General features: G+C 74.1%; 13 protein-coding genes and 1 riboswitch. Of the genes, 9 read left to right on the forward strand and 4 right to left on the reverse strand.

Annotated features, from left to right (window positions below; genetic code table 11):
* Positions 1-87 precede the first annotated feature (87 nt).
* Positions 88-465 carry an ArsR/SmtB family transcription factor gene (locus tag LY05_RS11685; RefSeq protein WP_148923282.1) on the forward strand — a complete coding sequence of 126 codons (378 nt, stop codon included), beginning with the start codon at positions 88-90 and terminating at the stop codon, positions 463-465.
* Positions 466-484: 19 nt separating this feature from the next.
* Here the strand turns inward: LY05_RS11685 and LY05_RS11690 are convergent, their stop codons facing one another.
* Positions 485-676 (reverse strand): DUF1674 domain-containing protein, encoded by a 192-nt coding sequence (locus tag LY05_RS11690; RefSeq protein WP_072747697.1) that lies wholly within the window; start codon positions 674-676, stop codon positions 485-487.
* Positions 677-774: 98 nt separating this feature from the next.
* Between LY05_RS11690 and htpX the strand changes: the two genes are divergently transcribed.
* From htpX to purH, 4 genes are all read left to right on the forward strand, one after another.
* Positions 775-1,770, forward strand: coding sequence for a zinc metalloprotease HtpX (gene htpX / locus LY05_RS11695; protein ID WP_072747698.1), 996 nt, complete (start codon positions 775-777; stop codon positions 1,768-1,770).
* Positions 1,767-3,269, forward strand: a complete 1,503-nt coding sequence (locus LY05_RS11700) for an RsmB/NOP family class I SAM-dependent RNA methyltransferase (protein WP_249041941.1) — start codon at positions 1,767-1,769, stop codon at positions 3,267-3,269. Before htpX ends, LY05_RS11700 begins: the two co-directional genes overlap by 4 nt.
* Positions 3,270-3,369: 100 nt before the next feature.
* Entirely contained in the window at positions 3,370-5,046 is a 1,677-nt protein-coding gene (locus LY05_RS11705; RefSeq protein ID WP_170258987.1) for a heparinase II/III family protein, read from the forward strand.
* 81 nt (positions 5,047-5,127) lie between these two features.
* Positions 5,128-6,735, forward strand: a complete 1,608-nt coding sequence (gene purH / locus LY05_RS11710) for a bifunctional phosphoribosylaminoimidazolecarboxamide formyltransferase/IMP cyclohydrolase (protein WP_148923284.1) — start codon at positions 5,128-5,130, stop codon at positions 6,733-6,735.
* Between the two features lie 250 nt (positions 6,736-6,985).
* Here purH and LY05_RS11715 read toward each other — a convergent pair whose 3' ends face one another.
* Positions 6,986-7,492 carry a 6,7-dimethyl-8-ribityllumazine synthase gene (locus tag LY05_RS11715; RefSeq protein WP_148923285.1) on the reverse strand — a complete coding sequence of 169 codons (507 nt, stop codon included), beginning with the start codon at positions 7,490-7,492 and terminating at the stop codon, positions 6,986-6,988.
* Between the two features lie 67 nt (positions 7,493-7,559).
* Positions 7,560-7,706: riboswitch (FMN riboswitch) on the reverse strand.
* A 58-nt stretch (positions 7,707-7,764) separates the two neighbouring features.
* Positions 7,765-8,613 carry a uroporphyrinogen-III C-methyltransferase gene (cobA, locus tag LY05_RS11720; protein WP_072747703.1) on the reverse strand — a complete coding sequence of 283 codons (849 nt, stop codon included), beginning with the start codon at positions 8,611-8,613 and terminating at the stop codon, positions 7,765-7,767.
* A 120-nt stretch (positions 8,614-8,733) separates the two neighbouring features.
* On the opposite strand from cobA, the gene LY05_RS11725 reads away from it, so the two are divergent.
* From LY05_RS11725 to LY05_RS11735, 3 genes are all read left to right on the forward strand, one after another.
* Entirely contained in the window at positions 8,734-10,215 is a 1,482-nt protein-coding gene (locus LY05_RS11725) for a GH12 family glycosyl hydrolase domain-containing protein (protein WP_170258988.1), read from the forward strand.
* Between the two features lie 64 nt (positions 10,216-10,279).
* Positions 10,280-11,059: an alpha/beta fold hydrolase gene (locus LY05_RS11730; RefSeq protein WP_148923287.1), complete on the forward strand. Its 780-nt coding sequence runs from the start codon at positions 10,280-10,282 to the stop codon at positions 11,057-11,059.
* A gap of 26 nt (positions 11,060-11,085) precedes the next feature.
* Entirely contained in the window at positions 11,086-12,294 is a 1,209-nt protein-coding gene (locus LY05_RS11735; RefSeq protein WP_148923288.1) for a serine hydrolase domain-containing protein, read from the forward strand.
* Positions 12,295-12,303: 9 nt separating this feature from the next.
* Here the strand turns inward: LY05_RS11735 and LY05_RS11740 are convergent, their stop codons facing one another.
* A complete protein-coding gene (locus tag LY05_RS11740; RefSeq protein ID WP_072747707.1) occupies positions 12,304-13,608 on the reverse strand; it encodes an ATP-binding protein in 1,305 nt (434 codons plus the stop codon).
* Positions 13,609-13,789: 181 nt separating this feature from the next.
* Between LY05_RS11740 and LY05_RS11745 the strand changes: the two genes are divergently transcribed.
* On the forward strand, positions 13,790-15,493 hold the full coding sequence (locus LY05_RS11745; protein WP_148923289.1) for a hypothetical protein: 1,704 nt from the start codon (positions 13,790-13,792) through the stop codon (positions 15,491-15,493).
* Positions 15,494-15,495: the final 2 nt, after the last annotated feature.

Raw genomic sequence — 15,495 nt, forward strand, 5'->3', positions numbered from 1 at the left:
CCGCGCGAGGGTGCAAACCGCGCGCGGCCGTCGCGCCGGCGTCGCGGCCGCGGGAAGAGCCGCGAGGGAAAGCAGGACAGAGGCGCCATGCATCTGGGACGCGCTGAGCGCGCCGACATCGAAACCGACCTGGACGCGCCGCTTTCGGACGAGATGGCGCAGATGGCCGCGCATGCGGGCGAGGCGACCGCCTTTCTCAAGGCGCTGGCCCATGACGGGCGGCTGATGATCCTGTGCCTGCTGGTCGAGCGCGAGCGCACGGTGACCGAGCTCGAACGCCTGCTGGGCGCGCGCCAGGCGGCGGTCTCGCAGCAGCTGGCGCGGCTGCGCATGGAAGGGCTGGTCGAGAACCGGCGCGAGGGCAAGAACCTGATCTACAGCCTGGCCGACGGACGGGTGCGCGTGATGGTGCAGACGCTGCACGATCTGTTCTGCGCCGACCGCGATGCGGCCCCGCGCGGCTGATCCGCGCAGGACGCGGCGCTCAGAAGTCGATCGCCAGGCCCTTCTTCTCCCAATCGCCATAGCGCGTGGGCTCGGGGCCGTCGCGCCCGCCCAGCTCGGGCGGCAGGGCGGCCTTCTCGCGCGCCTTGGCGCGGCGCTCTTCGGCCTCGGCCAGCGCGCGGGCCGCGGCGGCCTTGCGGCGCGCTTCTTTCGATTGCTCGCGATCCGACATATGTAATCTCCGACGATGCGTGCGGCGCATCGGGCGCCGCCCGACAGCTAGCGCGCCCGGCCGCCCAAGGCAAACCCGACGCGAAGCAGGAGCACGCGATGAACACGATGCGCACCATGATGCTGCTGGCCGCGCTGACCGCCCTGTTCATGGCGGTCGGCTGGCTGCTGGGGGGCGGCGCGGGCATGGTCATGGCGCTGATCTTCGCCGCCGCGACCAATCTTTGGGCGTGGTGGAATTCCGACAAGGCGGTGCTGCGCTGGTATCGCGCGCGCCCGGCGACCGAGGCGAACGCCCCGGGCCTCGTCGCCCTGACCCAGGCCCTGGCGCGGCGCGCCGGCCTGCCCGCCCCGCGCGTCTATCTGATCGACGAGGACCAGCCCAACGCCTTCGCCACCGGGCGCGACCCGGCCCATGCGGCGGTGGCGGTCACCACGGGCCTTCTGCGCACGCTCTCGCGCGACGAGCTGGCCGGCGTGATCGCGCATGAGCTGGCGCATGTGAAGAACCGCGACACGCTGACCATGACCGTGGCCGCGACGGTGGGCGGCGCGATCGCGATGCTGGCGCAGTTCGGCATGTTCTTCGGCGGCGGCCGCGATCGCGGGCCGCTGGGGCTGATCGGGGCGCTGGCGGCGGCCATTCTGGCGCCCTTCGCCGCGATGCTGATCCAGATGATGATCTCGCGCACGCGCGAATACGCCGCCGACCGCGAGGGCGCGATGATCTGCGGCGATCCGCTGGCGCTGGCCTCGGCGCTGCGGCGCATCGCGGCCGAGGCCGGGCGGCGCGTCAACGAACCGGCCGAGCGCGACCCCGCCACCGCGCCGCTCTTCATCGTCAACCCGCTGTCGGGCCGCGGCATGGACAACCTGTTCGCGACGCATCCGCCGGTCGAAAGCCGCATCGCCGCGCTCGAGGCGCTGGCGCGCGAGATGGGGCGCGCCCCGGCCCGACCCGCGGGCGCGGCCGGCGGCCCGGGCGCCGTCGCGCGCGCCCGCCCCTCGGACGCCGACGCGCCCGCCGTCACGCGCGTGCCCCGCGCGGGCCGCCGGCGCATCATGCGCGGTTTCAGAAAAGGACCCTGGTCTTGAGCGACTCTTCCGCCCCCCGCACGCCCGGACGCCGCCGGCGCGCAACCGCCCGCCCGGCCGCCAAGGCGGGCGCCGGCGCCCGCGGCGCCAAGGCCCGCTCCGCCCCCGGATCGGATCCCGGCTCCGCTCCCGAATCCGGCCCTGACTCCGCCTCTGCGGTCGGCGCGGGCCAGGGCGCCCGGCGCGAGGCGCTGCGGCTGATCCTGGGCGTGGTCGAGCAGCGGCGCATGCTGTCCGAGCTGATCGAGCGCGCGCCCGCCGACCTGCCGCCCGAAGAGCGCGCGCGCGCCGGCGCGCTGGCCGCCGCCACGCTGCGCCACCTGGGCCAGGCCGACGCGCTGATCCGGCGCTTCGCCCGCCGCCGCCCGCCGGCGCAGGCGCTGGCGGCGCTGCGCCTTGCCGCGGTCGAGCTGCACGCGCTGGGCGCGCCCGCACATGCGGCGGTGGACGGCGCCGTGGCGGCGCTGCGCGCCCTGCGCGGCGCCGAGCGGTTCAGCGGTCTGGTCAACGCCGTCGCCCGCCGCATGGCCGCCGAGGGCGGGCCGATCTGGGCCTCGCTGGATGCCGCGCGCACGAACACGCCCGGCTGGCTGTGGGGGCGGCTGAGCTCGGCCTATGGGGCGGGGGCGGCGCGCCGCATGGCCGAGGCCCATCTGCGCGCGGCGCCGCTGGATCTGACGCCCCGGGACGGCGCCCGCGCCGAGGCCCTTGCCCGCGCGCTGGATGCGCGGCTGCTGCCCTGCGGAACGCTGCGCCTTGCGCGGCGGGCGCAGATCTCGGCGCTGCCGGGCTTCGCCGAGGGCGAATGGTGGGTCCAGGACGCCGCCGCCGCGCTGCCCGCGCGCATCCTCGCGCCCCAAGCGGGCGAGCGCGTGCTGGACATGTGCGCCGCCCCCGGCGGCAAGACCATGCAGATGGCCGCGGCCGGCGCAAAGGTGACCGCGCTCGACGCCTCGGCCGCAAGGCTCGAGCGGCTGGCGCAGAACCTGGCGCGCACGGGCCTTTCGGCCCGCGTCGTGGCCGCGGACGCGCTCGAATGGACGCCCGACGCGCCCTTCGACGCCATCCTGCTCGACGCTCCCTGCTCGGCCACCGGCACGATACGCCGCCATCCCGACCTGCCCAGGCTGCTGCCCGAGGGCCCGGACCTGCCCGCGCTGACCGCCATGCAGGACGCGCTGCTCGACCGGGCCTGGGGCTGGCTGCGGCCGGGCGGGCGGCTGGTCTTCGCGACCTGCTCGCTGCTGCCCGAGGAAGGCGAGCGCCGGGCGGCGGCCTTTCGCGCCCGCACCCCGGACGCGGCGCCGCTCGAATGGAGCCCGCGCGCGCTTGGCGGACCGGATTTCTGGCGCGATGCCGCGGGCGATCTGCGCGTGCGCCCGGACTGGTCGCCCGAGGCCGGGCCCGACGCAGATCCCCGCGCAGATCCCGACCGGGCGCCGGGCGAACATGGCGGAATGGATGGGTTTTTCGCCGCCGGCTTCGTCAAGCGGGCGTGACAGGGCGCGTCGCCGATTCTATCGTGCCGCCGACTGCGCCGGGCGGGCGCCGCGCACGGCCCGCCGCGCCCGCGGCGCGCGTGAAAAGGGACGGGTCCGCGTGCTGAACGACCTTCGACGTCGCATCGATCTGACCTTGGCGGCCCTGGGGCCGGCGCCGAAGACCATCGTCTTCCAGCCCGAACCGCGCTGGATCGGCGACGCCGAGGCCGCGCACGCGCTGCTGGCCGGCCGCTACCGCCTTGCCGGGCGCGAGATCGTCGCCCCCGGCGTCGGCCCGTGGCGGCTGATCGCGCCCACCGAGGCCTTCGAGCAGGCGCTGCACGGCTTCGCCTGGCTCGACGACCTGGCCGCCGCCGCCACGCGCGAGGCCCGGCGCGCGGCGCAATCCTGGACCTTCGGCTGGATCGCCCAATACGGCGACGGCGCCGGCCCCGGCTGGCGCCCCGAGACCGCCGGGCGGCGGCTGAGGCAATGGCTGCTGCACGCGCCGCTGATCCTGCACGGCGCCGAGCCCGACCTGACGCGCCGCTTCATGCGCAGCTGTGCGCTCCACGCCCGGCATCTCGAGCGCGCATGGCGGCGCGCCGAGCCGGGGCTTGGCCGCATCGAGGCCGCGACGGGCGCGCTCTACGCGGCGCTGGCGCTGGACGCGCTGCGTCCGCGCCTGCCGCGCCTGACGACGCGCCTTGGGCTGATCGCCGAGCGCGAGCTTGACGGCGACGGCGGCCTGCCCTCGCGCAATCCCGAAGAGCTGTGCGAGGCGCTCGAGACGCTGGCCACGGCGGCCCGCACGCTCGAGGCCGCGGGCGTCGAGCCCGACCCGCGCCATCTCGACGCCCTGCGCCGCGCGGCGCCGGCGTTGCGCGCGCTGCGCCTGTCCGATGGATCGCTGGCGCGCTTTCACGGCGGCGGGGCCGGGGCGCCCGGAAGGGCCGACCACGCGCTGACGCAGGCCAATGTGCGCGGCGCGCCGCGCGCCGACCAGGCCATGGGCTTTCACCGCATGGCCGCCGGGCGCACCGTGGCGATCGTGGACGCGGCCGCGCCGCCGCGCACGCGCTGGGCGCAGGCCTCGACGCTGGGCTTCGAGCTGAGCTGCGCCGGCCGGCCGCTGATCGTCGCGCCGGGGCCGGGCCATCTGATCGACCCCCAATGGGCCGAGCGCTGCCGCGCCACCGCCGCCCATTCCACGCTGTCGCTCGAGCGCGCGTCCTCGTCGCGCGTCGGCGCGCGCGCGCGCGGCCCCGCGCCGCGCCCCTTCGCCCATGTTCCCGGCGCCGTCGCGGCCGAAACGGCCGACGACGCGGCGGGCGAGTGGCTGATGTGCAGCCATGACGGCTACGCGCCCACGCACGGCCTCTTGCACGAGCGGCGGCTGTTCCTGGCCCCCGACGGGCGCGACTTTCGCGGCGAGGACACGCTGTCCGCGCCCACCGCGCGGGCGCGGCGGCGCTTCGACGCGGTGGTCGAGGGCTCGCGCAGCCTGGGCGTGGCCTTTGCGGTGCGTTTCACGCTCCACCCCGAGGTCGAGGTCGAGCCGGACCCGCGCGGCCTGCGCGCGACGCTGACGCTGCCCGATGCGGCATGGACCTTCGTGCAGGAGGGCGGACGCATCGCCATCGAGGAGGCGCCGTGGATTCCGCCCGACGGCGGCGCGCCGCGCGCGACGAAACAGATCGTGGTCAACGGCCGCGTCAAGGAGTATTGGGGGCGCGTCACCTGGGCCTTCCGGCGGGCGGACCCGCCGCGGCCGCATCTGCGGCCGGTCGCCTGAGCCGTCGGGCCCGCGGCGGGCGCCCCGCGCCCCCGATCCACGAAACGCGGCGCGCGCCGCCGCCCAGGAGAACGACCGCCCATGACCGCCAGCGAAGACCGCGACGCCCTTGTTCCCATCCGCCGCGCCCTTCTGTCGGTGTCCGACAAGACCGGCCTCATCGACCTTGCCCGGGCGCTTGCCGCGCGCGGGGTCGAGCTGATCTCGACCGGCGGCACCGCCCGCGCCCTGCGCGAGGCGGGGCTGAGCGTGCGCGACGTGGCCGAGCTGACCGGCTTTCCCGAGATGATGGACGGCCGCGTCAAGACCCTGCATCCCATGGTCCACGGCGCCCTTCTGGCCCTGCGCGACGACCCCGCGCATCAGGAGGCCATGCGCGCGCATGGCATCGCGCCCATCGACCTCTTGGTGGTCAACCTCTACCCCTTCGAGCGCACTGTCGCCTCGGGGGCGGACATGGACGCCTGCATCGAGAACATCGACATCGGCGGCCCGGCCATGATCCGCGCCGCGGCCAAGAACCACGCCCATGTGGCGGTGGCGGTCGATCCCGAGGACTACGCGCCGCTGCTGGCCGAGCTCGAGGCGCATGACGGCGCGGTGACGCTCGGCTTCCGCCGCATGCTGGCGGCCACCGCCTATGCGCGCACCGCCGCCTATGACGCGGCCGTGTCGGCGTGGATGGCCGACGCCTTCGCCCAGACCGCCCCGCGCCGTCGCGCCGTGGCCGGGCGCCTGGCGCAGACCCTGCGCTATGGCGAGAACCCGCACCAGTCGGCGGCCTTCTACCTTGACGGCTCGGACCGCCCCGGCGTCGCCACCGCGCGCCAGCTTCAGGGCAAGGAGCTGAGCTACAACAACATCAACGACACCGACGCCGCCTTCGAGCTGGCCGCCGAATTCGACCCCGCCGAGGGGCCGGCCTGCGTGATCGTCAAGCACGCCAACCCCTGCGGCGTCGCGCGCGGGCGCACGCTGACCGAAGCCTACCGGCGGGCGCATGACTGCGACCGCACCTCGGCCTTCGGCGGCATCGTGGCGCTGAACATGCCGCTCGACGGCGCCACGGCCGAAGAGATCGCGCGCATCTTCACCGAAGTGGTCATCGCTCCCGGCGCCGACGAGGACGCGCGCGCGATCTTCGCCGCGAAGAAGAACCTGCGCCTGCTGGTGACCGACGCCCTGCCCGACCCGACGGCGCCGGGGCGCGTGTGGCGTCAGGTCTCGGGCGGGTTCCTGGTGCAGGACCGCGACAATGGCCGCGTGCGCGCGCAGGATCTGCGCGTGGTCACGCGGCGCGCGCCGACCCAGGCCGAGCTGGACGATCTGATGTTCGCCTGGCGCGTGGCCAAGCACGTCAAGTCGAACGCCATCGTCTACGCGCGCGACGGCGCGACGGTGGGCATCGGCGCCGGGCAGATGAGCCGCGTGGACAGCACCCGCATCGCCGCGCGCAAGGCGCAGGACATGGCCGCGGCGCTGGGGCTCGAGCAAAGCCCGGCGGTGGGATCGGTGGTGGCTTCGGACGCCTTCTTCCCCTTCCCCGACGGCCTGCTGGCCGCCGCCGAGGCCGGGGCCACGGCGGTGATCCAGCCCGGCGGCTCGATGCGCGATCAAGAGGTGATCGACGCCGCCGACAAGGCCGGTCTGGCCATGGTCTTCACCGGCATGCGCCACTTCCGCCACTGAGCGCGGCGGCGCGGCCCGGCGGGTTGGCCCGGGGGCCGGGGGCGGGTCGCGCCGCCGGCCATCCAGGCCCGCCCCCGGGCGAGGCGGGGCCGCCGCCCGGGGCGGTCTCCGGGCGGCTGGCCCGACAAGCCGCCCCGATCGCCCCGGCCAGCCCGACGGGCCGGCGCACGGCCCCCGGACGGGCCTTTCGGCCCCGCCCCTTCCCCGGTCGATCCCGCGGGCGGCAGGGGGGGCGGCGGGGCGGGCGCGCTCAGGCCGCCCGCGCCGACTCATGCGCCGCCAGCACCTGCACGCAGGCTTGCGCCGCCTCGCGCCCCTTCAGCGCGAAATGCTCGCGGAAGAAGGCCAGATGCGCTTCGGTCGGCTGAAAGTTGTGCGGCGTCAGCACGGCCGACAGCACCGGCACGTCGGTCTGCAATTGCACGTCCATCAACGCACCGACCACCGTCTGGGCGACGAATTCGTGGCGATAGATGCCCCCGTCGACCACGAAGGCGCAGCCGACCACGGCGTCCACGCCCCCGCCTTGCGCCAGCCGGCGGGCGGCCAGCGGGATCTCGAACGCGCCGGGCACGTCCAGCACCCGCAGGCGCGCCGCGCCGCCGGTCAGGCGGGACAGCTCCTGCTCGAAGCCCTCCAGGCAGCGATCCACGACGTCGGCGTGCCAGCGGGCGCGCACGAAGGCGACCGAGGGCGCGCCGGGGCGCGGGACATGCGTTTGAGTTTGGGTTTGGGTTTGGGTTTGGGTCCGATCCATTTCCTCTCCTCCTCGAGAGACGTTGCGGATCGGGACGACGAGCCAGGCCCGGCCGCGGCCGAGCCCCTCCCGTTCTCTTTCATCCGGACTGTGACCGTCGGCGCCGGGATCTCACCGGACTCTGCTCGACCCTTCCGAGGAAGGCGCTCGCGGGCTCGGCCCCCATCGGACCATCACCGCCGGTGGGGACTTCCACCCCGCCCCGAGAACACGCCCCGCCGGTCGGCGGGGCGGGGGCATGCTGCAGGCCGGACGGCTCGGGGTCAAGCGGCTCAGCGCTCTTCGACCGGGCGCCCCAGCCCCAGCGGGTCGAGATTGCGCGGCGCAACGCCCTCGGCCCATTCCAGCGCCTGGCGCAGCAGCACGACGCGGCCCACGCAGACGATGGCGGGCGGCTCGACGCCGGCGGCGCGGGCGTCTTCCGCCGCGCGCGCCAGGCGCGTCTCCAGCACGAACTGGTCGGGAAGGGTGGCCCGGGTGACGATCGCCACCGGCTCGTCCGGGTCGCGGCCGGCGGCGATCAGCCGCCGGGCGATGCGGTCCAGATGCTTCATCGCCATATACATGACGATGACCTGGCTGCCGCGCGCGATCGCGTCCCAGTCGAGGGCCCCGGGGGCCTCGCCGGTCTGGTCGTGGCCGGTCAGGAAGGTGATCGACTGGTTCACGTCGCGATGCGTGGCGGGAATGCCCGCATAGGCCAGCCCGCCGATCCCGGCCGTGATTCCGGGCACCACGCGCAGCGGCACGCCATGCTGGACCAGCGTCTGCCCCTCTTCGCCGCCGCGGCCGAAGACGAAGGGATCGCCGCCCTTGAGCCGCAGCACGCGCAGCCCGCGCCGGGCCAGCTCGACCAGCGTCAGCGAGATGTCCTTCTGGCGGGGCGAGGGCTTGCCCCCCCGCTTGCCCGCGAACAGCAGCTCGGCGTCCGGGCGCGCCCAGGCGAGGATGCGCGGATCGACCAGCGCGTCGTGAACGATCACGTCGGCCTGACGAAGGGCGTTGACGGCATGCAGCGTCAACAGCCCCGGATCGCCGGGCCCGGCGCCCACCAGCCACACCCAGCCGGGCTGGAACTCGGGCCAATCGACGCCGTCGGGAAGGGTCATGGTCGTGCTCATGCCCGTCTTCTAGGGCGCGGGGGCGGCGTTGAAAAGCGCGCATCGCCCGCCCTTAACGGTTTGGCCAGCCCTTCGCGCGATGCTGGGCGCGGGTGAATGGGAAACATGGGTGGGGCCGGCATGGAACGCATGCTTGCCGCGGACGGCGCATGGGCTGCGCTGGACGATGCGGCCGTGATCAACAACACATGGGGGCGCGGCGCGCTGGTCAACGGGACGGACTACGTCCAGACCGTGCGCCATGGCGACTCGCTGGCCGACGGGGTGCGCTTCGACTGGAGCTGGCCCGAGGCCGATCCGCGCCGCGTCATGGCCTTTCCGGCCGTGTTCGCGGGCCAGCGCCCCTTCAACCGCGCGCAGGAGGGGGGTGCCGGCATGCCGGTGCGGCTCGAGGCCGTCGAATCGCTGACGCTCGACTACGCGCTGGACTGGGGCGGAGACGAAGGCGGCTTCAACGTCGCGCTCGACCTCTGGATCTCGTCCGATCCGCTGTCGGGCGCCGGCGCCATCACGCATGAGGTGATGATCTGGCTCAAGCCCGCCGCCTTTTCGCCCGCGGGCGGGGCGGCCGGAAGCTCGGAGCTGGACGGGGCCAGCTATCTGCTCTCGATCCGCCCCGAGGACGCGGACGACCCGCATGACTGGACCTACGCCGCCTTCCTGACGCAAGAGCCGGTCAAGGCCGGCCGCGTGGACATCGGCGCCGCGCTCGATCACCTGATCGCGGGCGGGGTTCTGGACGGCGATCTGTGGCTGATGGATGTGGAGCTGGGCGCCGAGATCACGGGCGGTCAGGGCTGGCTCGAGATCTCGGAATTCGACCTGACGCTCGAGGCCGCGCCGGCGCCCGAGCCGATCCGGGGCGGGGCGGGCGCCGATCTGCTCGAGGGCGGCGCGCATGGCGACGTGATGGCCGGGCGCGGCGGCGACGACCGCCTGATCGGCGGCGACGGCGCGGACCTTCTGCGCGGCGGCGCGGGCGACGACCGGCTCGAGGGCGGGCGCGGCGCCGACCGGCTGGAGGGCGGCGCGGGGCGCGACCGCCTGAGCGGCGACGGCGGCGACGACCACCTGGCCGGGGGCGCGGATGACGACGCGCTGCTGGGCGGCCCGGGCCGCGACCGCATCCATGGCGGCGCCGGCGACGACGTTCTGCGCGGCGGCGCGGGCAAGGATTCGCTGCAAGGCGCAGACGGCGCCGACGCGCTCATGGGCCAGGCGGGCGCCGACGCGCTGCTGGGCGGCGCGGGCGACGATCTGCTGTCCGGCGGCGCCGGGGCCGACGCGCTGGACGGCGGCGACGGAAACGATCGCCTCTCGGGCGGGGCCGGGGCCGACCGGCTGCGCGGCGGCGCGGGCGACGACCTTCTGTCCGGCGGCGCCGGGGCCGATGCGTTCATCTTCGCGCCGGGCGACGGGAGCGACCGCATTCTCGACTTCGACCCGAGCGAAGACCGCCTGATCCTGCGCGCCTTCGGCCTGACCGAGACGCCGACCGTGCAGGACGGCCCCGAGGGCGCGACGCTCACCATCGGCGACTGGACGGCGATCTTCGAGCATGTGGACGTCGACGCGCTGCATGCGGGGCACTTCATGCTCTGACCCCCGCCGCGGTTGAAGCGCGCCGGGGCGGCGGGTAAAGCTGGCCGCGCAACCGGAGGAGGCCATGCAGCTCAACGCCCTGATCGCGGAACCCGAAGACCGCGCGACGCGCCCGCCGCTGCTCATCGCCCACGGGCTGTTCGGGTCGGCCCGCAACTGGAACACCCTGGCGCGCAGGCTGGCGCAGGGCCGGCGCGTGGCGGCGGTCGACATGCGCAATCACGGCGACAGCCCCCGCGCGCCCACGCAAACCTATCAGGACATGGCGCAGGACCTGGCCGACTCCATCGAGACGCTGGGCGCGCCGGCCGACGTGCTGGGCCATTCGATGGGCGGCAAGGCGGCCATGGCCCTGGCGCTGCTGCGGCCGGAACTGGTGCGCCGGCTGGTCGTGGCCGACATCGCGCCCGTGCGCTACGGCCATTCGCACGCGCATTACATCGAGGCCATGCGCGCCGTGGACCTGTCGCGCGTGCGCCGGCGCGCCGAGGCCGACGCGCAGCTGGCCGAGCGGCTCGAGGACCGCGCCATGCGCGCCTTCCTGCTGCAAAGCCTGGCCGCAGGCCCCGACGGCGCGCGCTGGAAGCTCAACCTCGAGGCGCTCGAGCGCGCCCTGCCCGACATCATGGACTGGCCCGAGGCGCTGGACGCGCGCCGCTTCGACGGCCCGGCGCTGTTCGTGTCGGGCGAGCGCTCGGACTATGTGACCGAGGCCGGGCGCGCGCGCATCCGCGCCCTGTTCCCGCAGGCGCGCTTCGCCGCCATCCCCGGGGCGGGGCACTGGCTTCATGCCGAAAAGCCCCAAGAGTTCCTTGACGAGGTCGCCGCTTTCCTCGCAGCCTGAGCGCGTCGAAGGAAGGGAGCGATCGCATGCGCGTCAAATGGAAGCTGATCGGGCGCGTCGCGCTGGCCGCGGCGGCGCTGGCCGGCGCGGCGCTGGTGTGGAAGCGCGACGAGCTGGCGCGCCTTTACCGCGTCAACACGCTGTTCGCCGAGGACCGGATCGTCGACAACTTCATGCACATGGACCGGCTGTTCTGGACCGTGCCGGTCCCGCGCGGCGACGGTCCGGTGCGGCCGCTGCCGGCCGATCCGCGGCCCCTGCCCCAGACCTTCCGCCATGACTGGGGCGAGGAGCGCGTCGAGGACTACCTGACGCGCTCGGCGACCACGGCGCTGATCGTGCTCAAGGACGGGCGCATCGCGCATGAAAGCTACCGGCTCGGCACGCGCCCAGAGAACCTGCGCATCTCGTGGTCCATGGCCAAGTCGGTGACCGCGACGCTGATCGGCGTGGCGCTGGCCGAGGGGGCGATCGATTCGATCGACGATCCGGCCGACAAATACGCCCCCGCCCTGGCGCAGGGCGCCTACGGGGGCGTGAGCATCCGCGACCTGCTGCACATGTCCTCGGGCGTCGATTTCGACGAGAACTACGCCGACTTCAACTCGGACATCAACAAGATGGGGCGCACGCTGGCGCTGGGCGGCTCGATGGACGCGTTCGCCGCCGGCCAGGAAAGGCGCGTCGCGCCGGCGGGCGAGAACTTCCGCTACGTCTCGGTGGACACCCATGCGCTGGCGATGGCGCTGCGCGGCGCCACCGGGCGCAGCCTGCCGCAATACCTGTCCGAAAAGCTGTGGGGCCCGATGGGCGCCGAGGCCGAGGCGCGCTTCGTCACCGACGGGCACGGCGCGGCCTTCGCGCTGGGCGGGCTGAACGCGCGCGCGCGCGACTATGCGCGCTTCGGCCTTCTGATCGCCGAGGGCGGCGCGTGGAACGGGCGCCGGATCGTGCCCGCCGAATGGATCGACGCGATGGGCCGGCCCAGCGCGCCGCCGCCCGCCCCGGGCTCGACCGAGCGCTACGGCTATGGCCTGCACTGGTGGATTCCCCCCGACGCCGCGCCGGGCGAGATGGTCGCGCGCGGCGTCTACGGCCAGTGGATCTACGTCAACCGGCCCGAGCGGGTGGTGATCGTCAAGACCTCGGCCGACCGCAACTTCATGAAGGAGGACCGGCGCGCGAATTACGAGGCCGCCGCCTTCTTCCGCGCCGTGACCGCCGCGCTGCGCTGACCGCGGCGGTCAGACGCTTTCGTCGACGTAGAGATTGTCCCACGCCTCGTCCAGATAGGGGATCTTCAGCGCCCGCGGCTCGCCGTGATAGTCGCACGCGGCCAGCGTCTGGTCGATCAGATAGGGCGCGTGATAGGCGGAATAGGTGATGTCGCTGTTGCCGTAGAGCTCGTTGATGATGTGGTTGAGCGCAGCCTCGTCGGGCGCGACGCCGTAGCGGCGGCACTGGCGCAGAAAGATCTTCACGAACTCCTCGCGCTTGGGGCGGTCGACCAGGATCTTGTAGTAGATGCGCCGCAGGCCCGCGCCGTCGACCAGCTGCGTCGGCGCGATGTTGGTCGAGAAGATCATCAGCGTGTCGAACGGCACCTGGAAGCTCAGCCCCGAGATCAGCGACAGGTAGTCCACCCCCTCTTCCATCGGCACGATCAGACGGTTGATGAGCTGCTGCGGCGTCTCGCGCTGGCGGCCCAGGTCATCGACGATGAACACGCCGTTCGACGCCTTCATGTGCAGCGGCGCCTGATAGGTGCGGCTGGCGGGGTTGTAGCGCAGGTCCAGCATGTCGACGGTCAGCTCGGCGCCGGTGACCACGGTGGGGCGCACGCACTCGATGAACCGCAGGTCCGGCGCGTCCGAGCCGTAGATGTCCTCGAGGCGGATGTCGTCCGGATCGTCCAGCGGGCGGTGCACGTTCGGGTCGAAGTAGAGGATGATGTCGCCGTCGACATAGATCGCGTAGGGCACCAGGATGTCGCCCTCCATGGCGCGCGCAAGGGCGTGGGCGTAGCTGGACTTGCCGTTGCCGGGCGGGCCGTAGAGCAGGATCGAGCGGCCCGAATTCACCGCCGGTCCGAGCCGGCCGAGCAGCCCCTCGGGCAGGACCAGGTCGCCGAAGCTCTGCTCGAGCCGCTCCTTCGAGATGCGGCGCGACTTGACCGACTGCGCCGCCACCGCGCGGCGAAAGCTTTCGAGCGTCACCGGGCAAGGCCCCGCATAGTCCTGACGCGCCAGCGATTCGACCGCCCAGGAGCGGCCCTTGTCCGTCAGCTCGTAGCGCATTTCCGAGCGCATGTTCCCGCCCAGCTGGCCAAGCGTCGCCAGAAGGCGATCGTCGCGCATGGTCTGGAACAGCTCGGACATGACCACGCCGGGCAGGCGCACCGCCTTGCACACGTCGGTCATGGTGGTCAGACCGCGCCGATAGATGACCTTGAGGCACAGATCGACGAGGAATTCGCGGCTCAGCCCGGTTTCCTCGATGGTGGCCGGCGCCGCGGGCGAGAAGGCGAAATCGCTGGTCTGCACGGTCATGACGCACCCGTTTCCCGATTGCAAAGCGGAACTCTTGCGCGCGAGGGGGAAAGCTCCGCGCGCTCCGAGTCAACCGGAAGCGGCGCGGCTGCGCAAGCGTCATCGACATGCGAAATCGCGCGCCCGCGCGGCGAAATCTGCTATCACGGGGCCGTTCGCGTTCACTGCCCGGAGCCGCCCGATGACCGATCCCCGCGTCCCCCCCGTTGCCGCCCGCGACGCCGCGCCCGACGACCCGCCGCCCGGCGCGGCCGCGCTGGCGGGGCTGGCGCTGGGGCTGGGCGCGGCGGGGGCCTTGATGGCGGCCGCGCTGGCGCTGCCCGGACAGTTGGCGGTGCAGCAGCTTGGGGGCGACATGCTGCATCTTCTCGACGGGCTGACGCGGATCCGGCTGGGGCAGATTCCGAACGTCGATTTCTCGACCCCGCTCGGCCCGCTCGGCTTTCTGCCCATCGCCGTGTGGGACGCGCCGCCCGCGCGCGCGCTGGCGTTCGGGCAGGCGACGGCCGCCGCCGCGATCATCCCCTTCATCCTGTGGCTGGCGCGCACGCGGCTGAGCGTGGCGTCCGCGTTCTGGCTGGGCGCGGCGGCGATGCTGTTCGCCACGGCGGCGGCATGGTCGGCGACGGCCTACGCGCCGACCATGGCCATGCACTACAACCGCTGGGCCTGGGCGCTGTTCCTGGCGACCGCGCCGATCCTGCTGCTGACGCCGCGCCGTGGCCGGGGCCTTGACCTTGGGGACGGGGCGGCGCTGGGCCTGGCCGGCGCCGCCCTGCTGACGCTCAAGGTCACCTACCTTGCCTTCCTTGCGCCCGCGGCGCTCATGTGGGCCGCGCTTTGGGGGCGCTGGCGGGCGCTGGGCTGGGCGATGGGCGTCGGGCTTGCGGCCGCCGCGGCGATCTTCGTCGCCTCGGCGGGGTGGGGCATGGCGTTGCAGGCCGCCCTGGGCTATGCGGGCGATCTGTGGAGCGCGGCGCGCTCGGACGTGCGCCCGGCGCCGGGCATGGGGCCGCTGCAGCTGGCCACCACCCCCGCCGGCGCGCCGGTCACGCTGGCGCTGGTGGCCGCGGCGCGCGCGCTGCAGCTGTGCGGCCTGCGGCGCGAGGCGCTGATGATGGCGGCGGCGTCCCTGTCCATCGTGCTGATCGCCTGGCAGAATTTCGGCAACGCCATGATGGGCGCGCTGGTCGCCGCGCCGGTCCTGGCGGCGGCGGCGCACAGGTCGAGGCCGGGCGCGCGCTTCTTTGGCGCCCCGGCCCCGACGGCGATGCGGGCGCTGGCGCTGTGGATCGTGGCGACGCAGGCCCCGACCCTGCTGGCCTTCCAGCGCAGCCTGTTCAGCGGCTGGGCCGTGACCGAGGAACGCCACGCCGCGCTGTTCGCCGACGCCGGCGCGCCGGGCATCTTCTTCGAGGACGCCCGCGGCGAGATCCGCGGACAGATCATGCTCGAGCCCCCCCGGCCGAGGCAAGGCGGGGCGGGCGACGACGCCGCCGAGGACGCGGACGAGGGCCCGCGCAGCCTGGCCGGGCGCCGCTTCGACGCCTGCTCGGCGTCGCGCGGCTTCGAGCGGCTCGTGAGCATGGCCGGCGCGGCGATCGCGTCCCAACCCGCGCTGCGCGGGCGCACGGTGCTGACCGCCGATCTGATCAACCCGGTCTGGTGGGCGGCCGGCGCGCCGCCGCAAAAGGGCGCCCAGCTCTGGGCCTATGCGCCGCTGGGACCGGCGCTCGAGACCATGGACCTTCTGGCCGTCTCAACCTGTCCGGCCGCGCCCAAGGCCCGCAACCGCATCATCGACGAGATCGCTGCCGCGGGCATCCCCCTTCGCCCGGCGCTGGACCTGCCGCACTGGACGATCTTCGAACGAGTCGTTCCGTGACC

This window comes from Oceanicella actignis, assembly GCF_008124525.1.
Lineage (GTDB): Bacteria > Pseudomonadota > Alphaproteobacteria > Rhodobacterales > Rhodobacteraceae > Oceanicella > Oceanicella actignis.

Bases quoted from the DNA above. Each gene is read 5' to 3' on its own strand.
- LY05_RS11685 (WP_148923282.1), top strand. From the start codon at position 88: ATGCATCTGGGACGCGCTGAGCGCGCCGACATCGAAACCGACCTGGAC.
- LY05_RS11690 (WP_072747697.1), bottom strand. From the start codon at position 676: ATGTCGGATCGCGAGCAATCGAAAGAAGCGCGCCGCAAGGCCGCCGCG.
- htpX (WP_072747698.1), top strand. From the start codon at position 775: ATGAACACGATGCGCACCATGATGCTGCTGGCCGCGCTGACCGCCCTG.
- purH (WP_148923284.1), top strand. From the start codon at position 5,128: ATGACCGCCAGCGAAGACCGCGACGCCCTTGTTCCCATCCGCCGCGCC.
- LY05_RS11715 (WP_148923285.1), bottom strand. From the start codon at position 7,492: ATGGATCGGACCCAAACCCAAACCCAAACCCAAACTCAAACGCATGTC.
- cobA (WP_072747703.1), bottom strand. From the start codon at position 8,613: ATGAGCACGACCATGACCCTTCCCGACGGCGTCGATTGGCCCGAGTTC.
- LY05_RS11725 (WP_170258988.1), top strand. From the start codon at position 8,734: ATGGAACGCATGCTTGCCGCGGACGGCGCATGGGCTGCGCTGGACGAT.
- LY05_RS11730 (WP_148923287.1), top strand. From the start codon at position 10,280: ATGCAGCTCAACGCCCTGATCGCGGAACCCGAAGACCGCGCGACGCGC.
- LY05_RS11735 (WP_148923288.1), top strand. From the start codon at position 11,086: ATGCGCGTCAAATGGAAGCTGATCGGGCGCGTCGCGCTGGCCGCGGCG.
- LY05_RS11740 (WP_072747707.1), bottom strand. From the start codon at position 13,608: ATGACCGTGCAGACCAGCGATTTCGCCTTCTCGCCCGCGGCGCCGGCC.
- LY05_RS11745 (WP_148923289.1), top strand. From the start codon at position 13,790: ATGACCGATCCCCGCGTCCCCCCCGTTGCCGCCCGCGACGCCGCGCCC.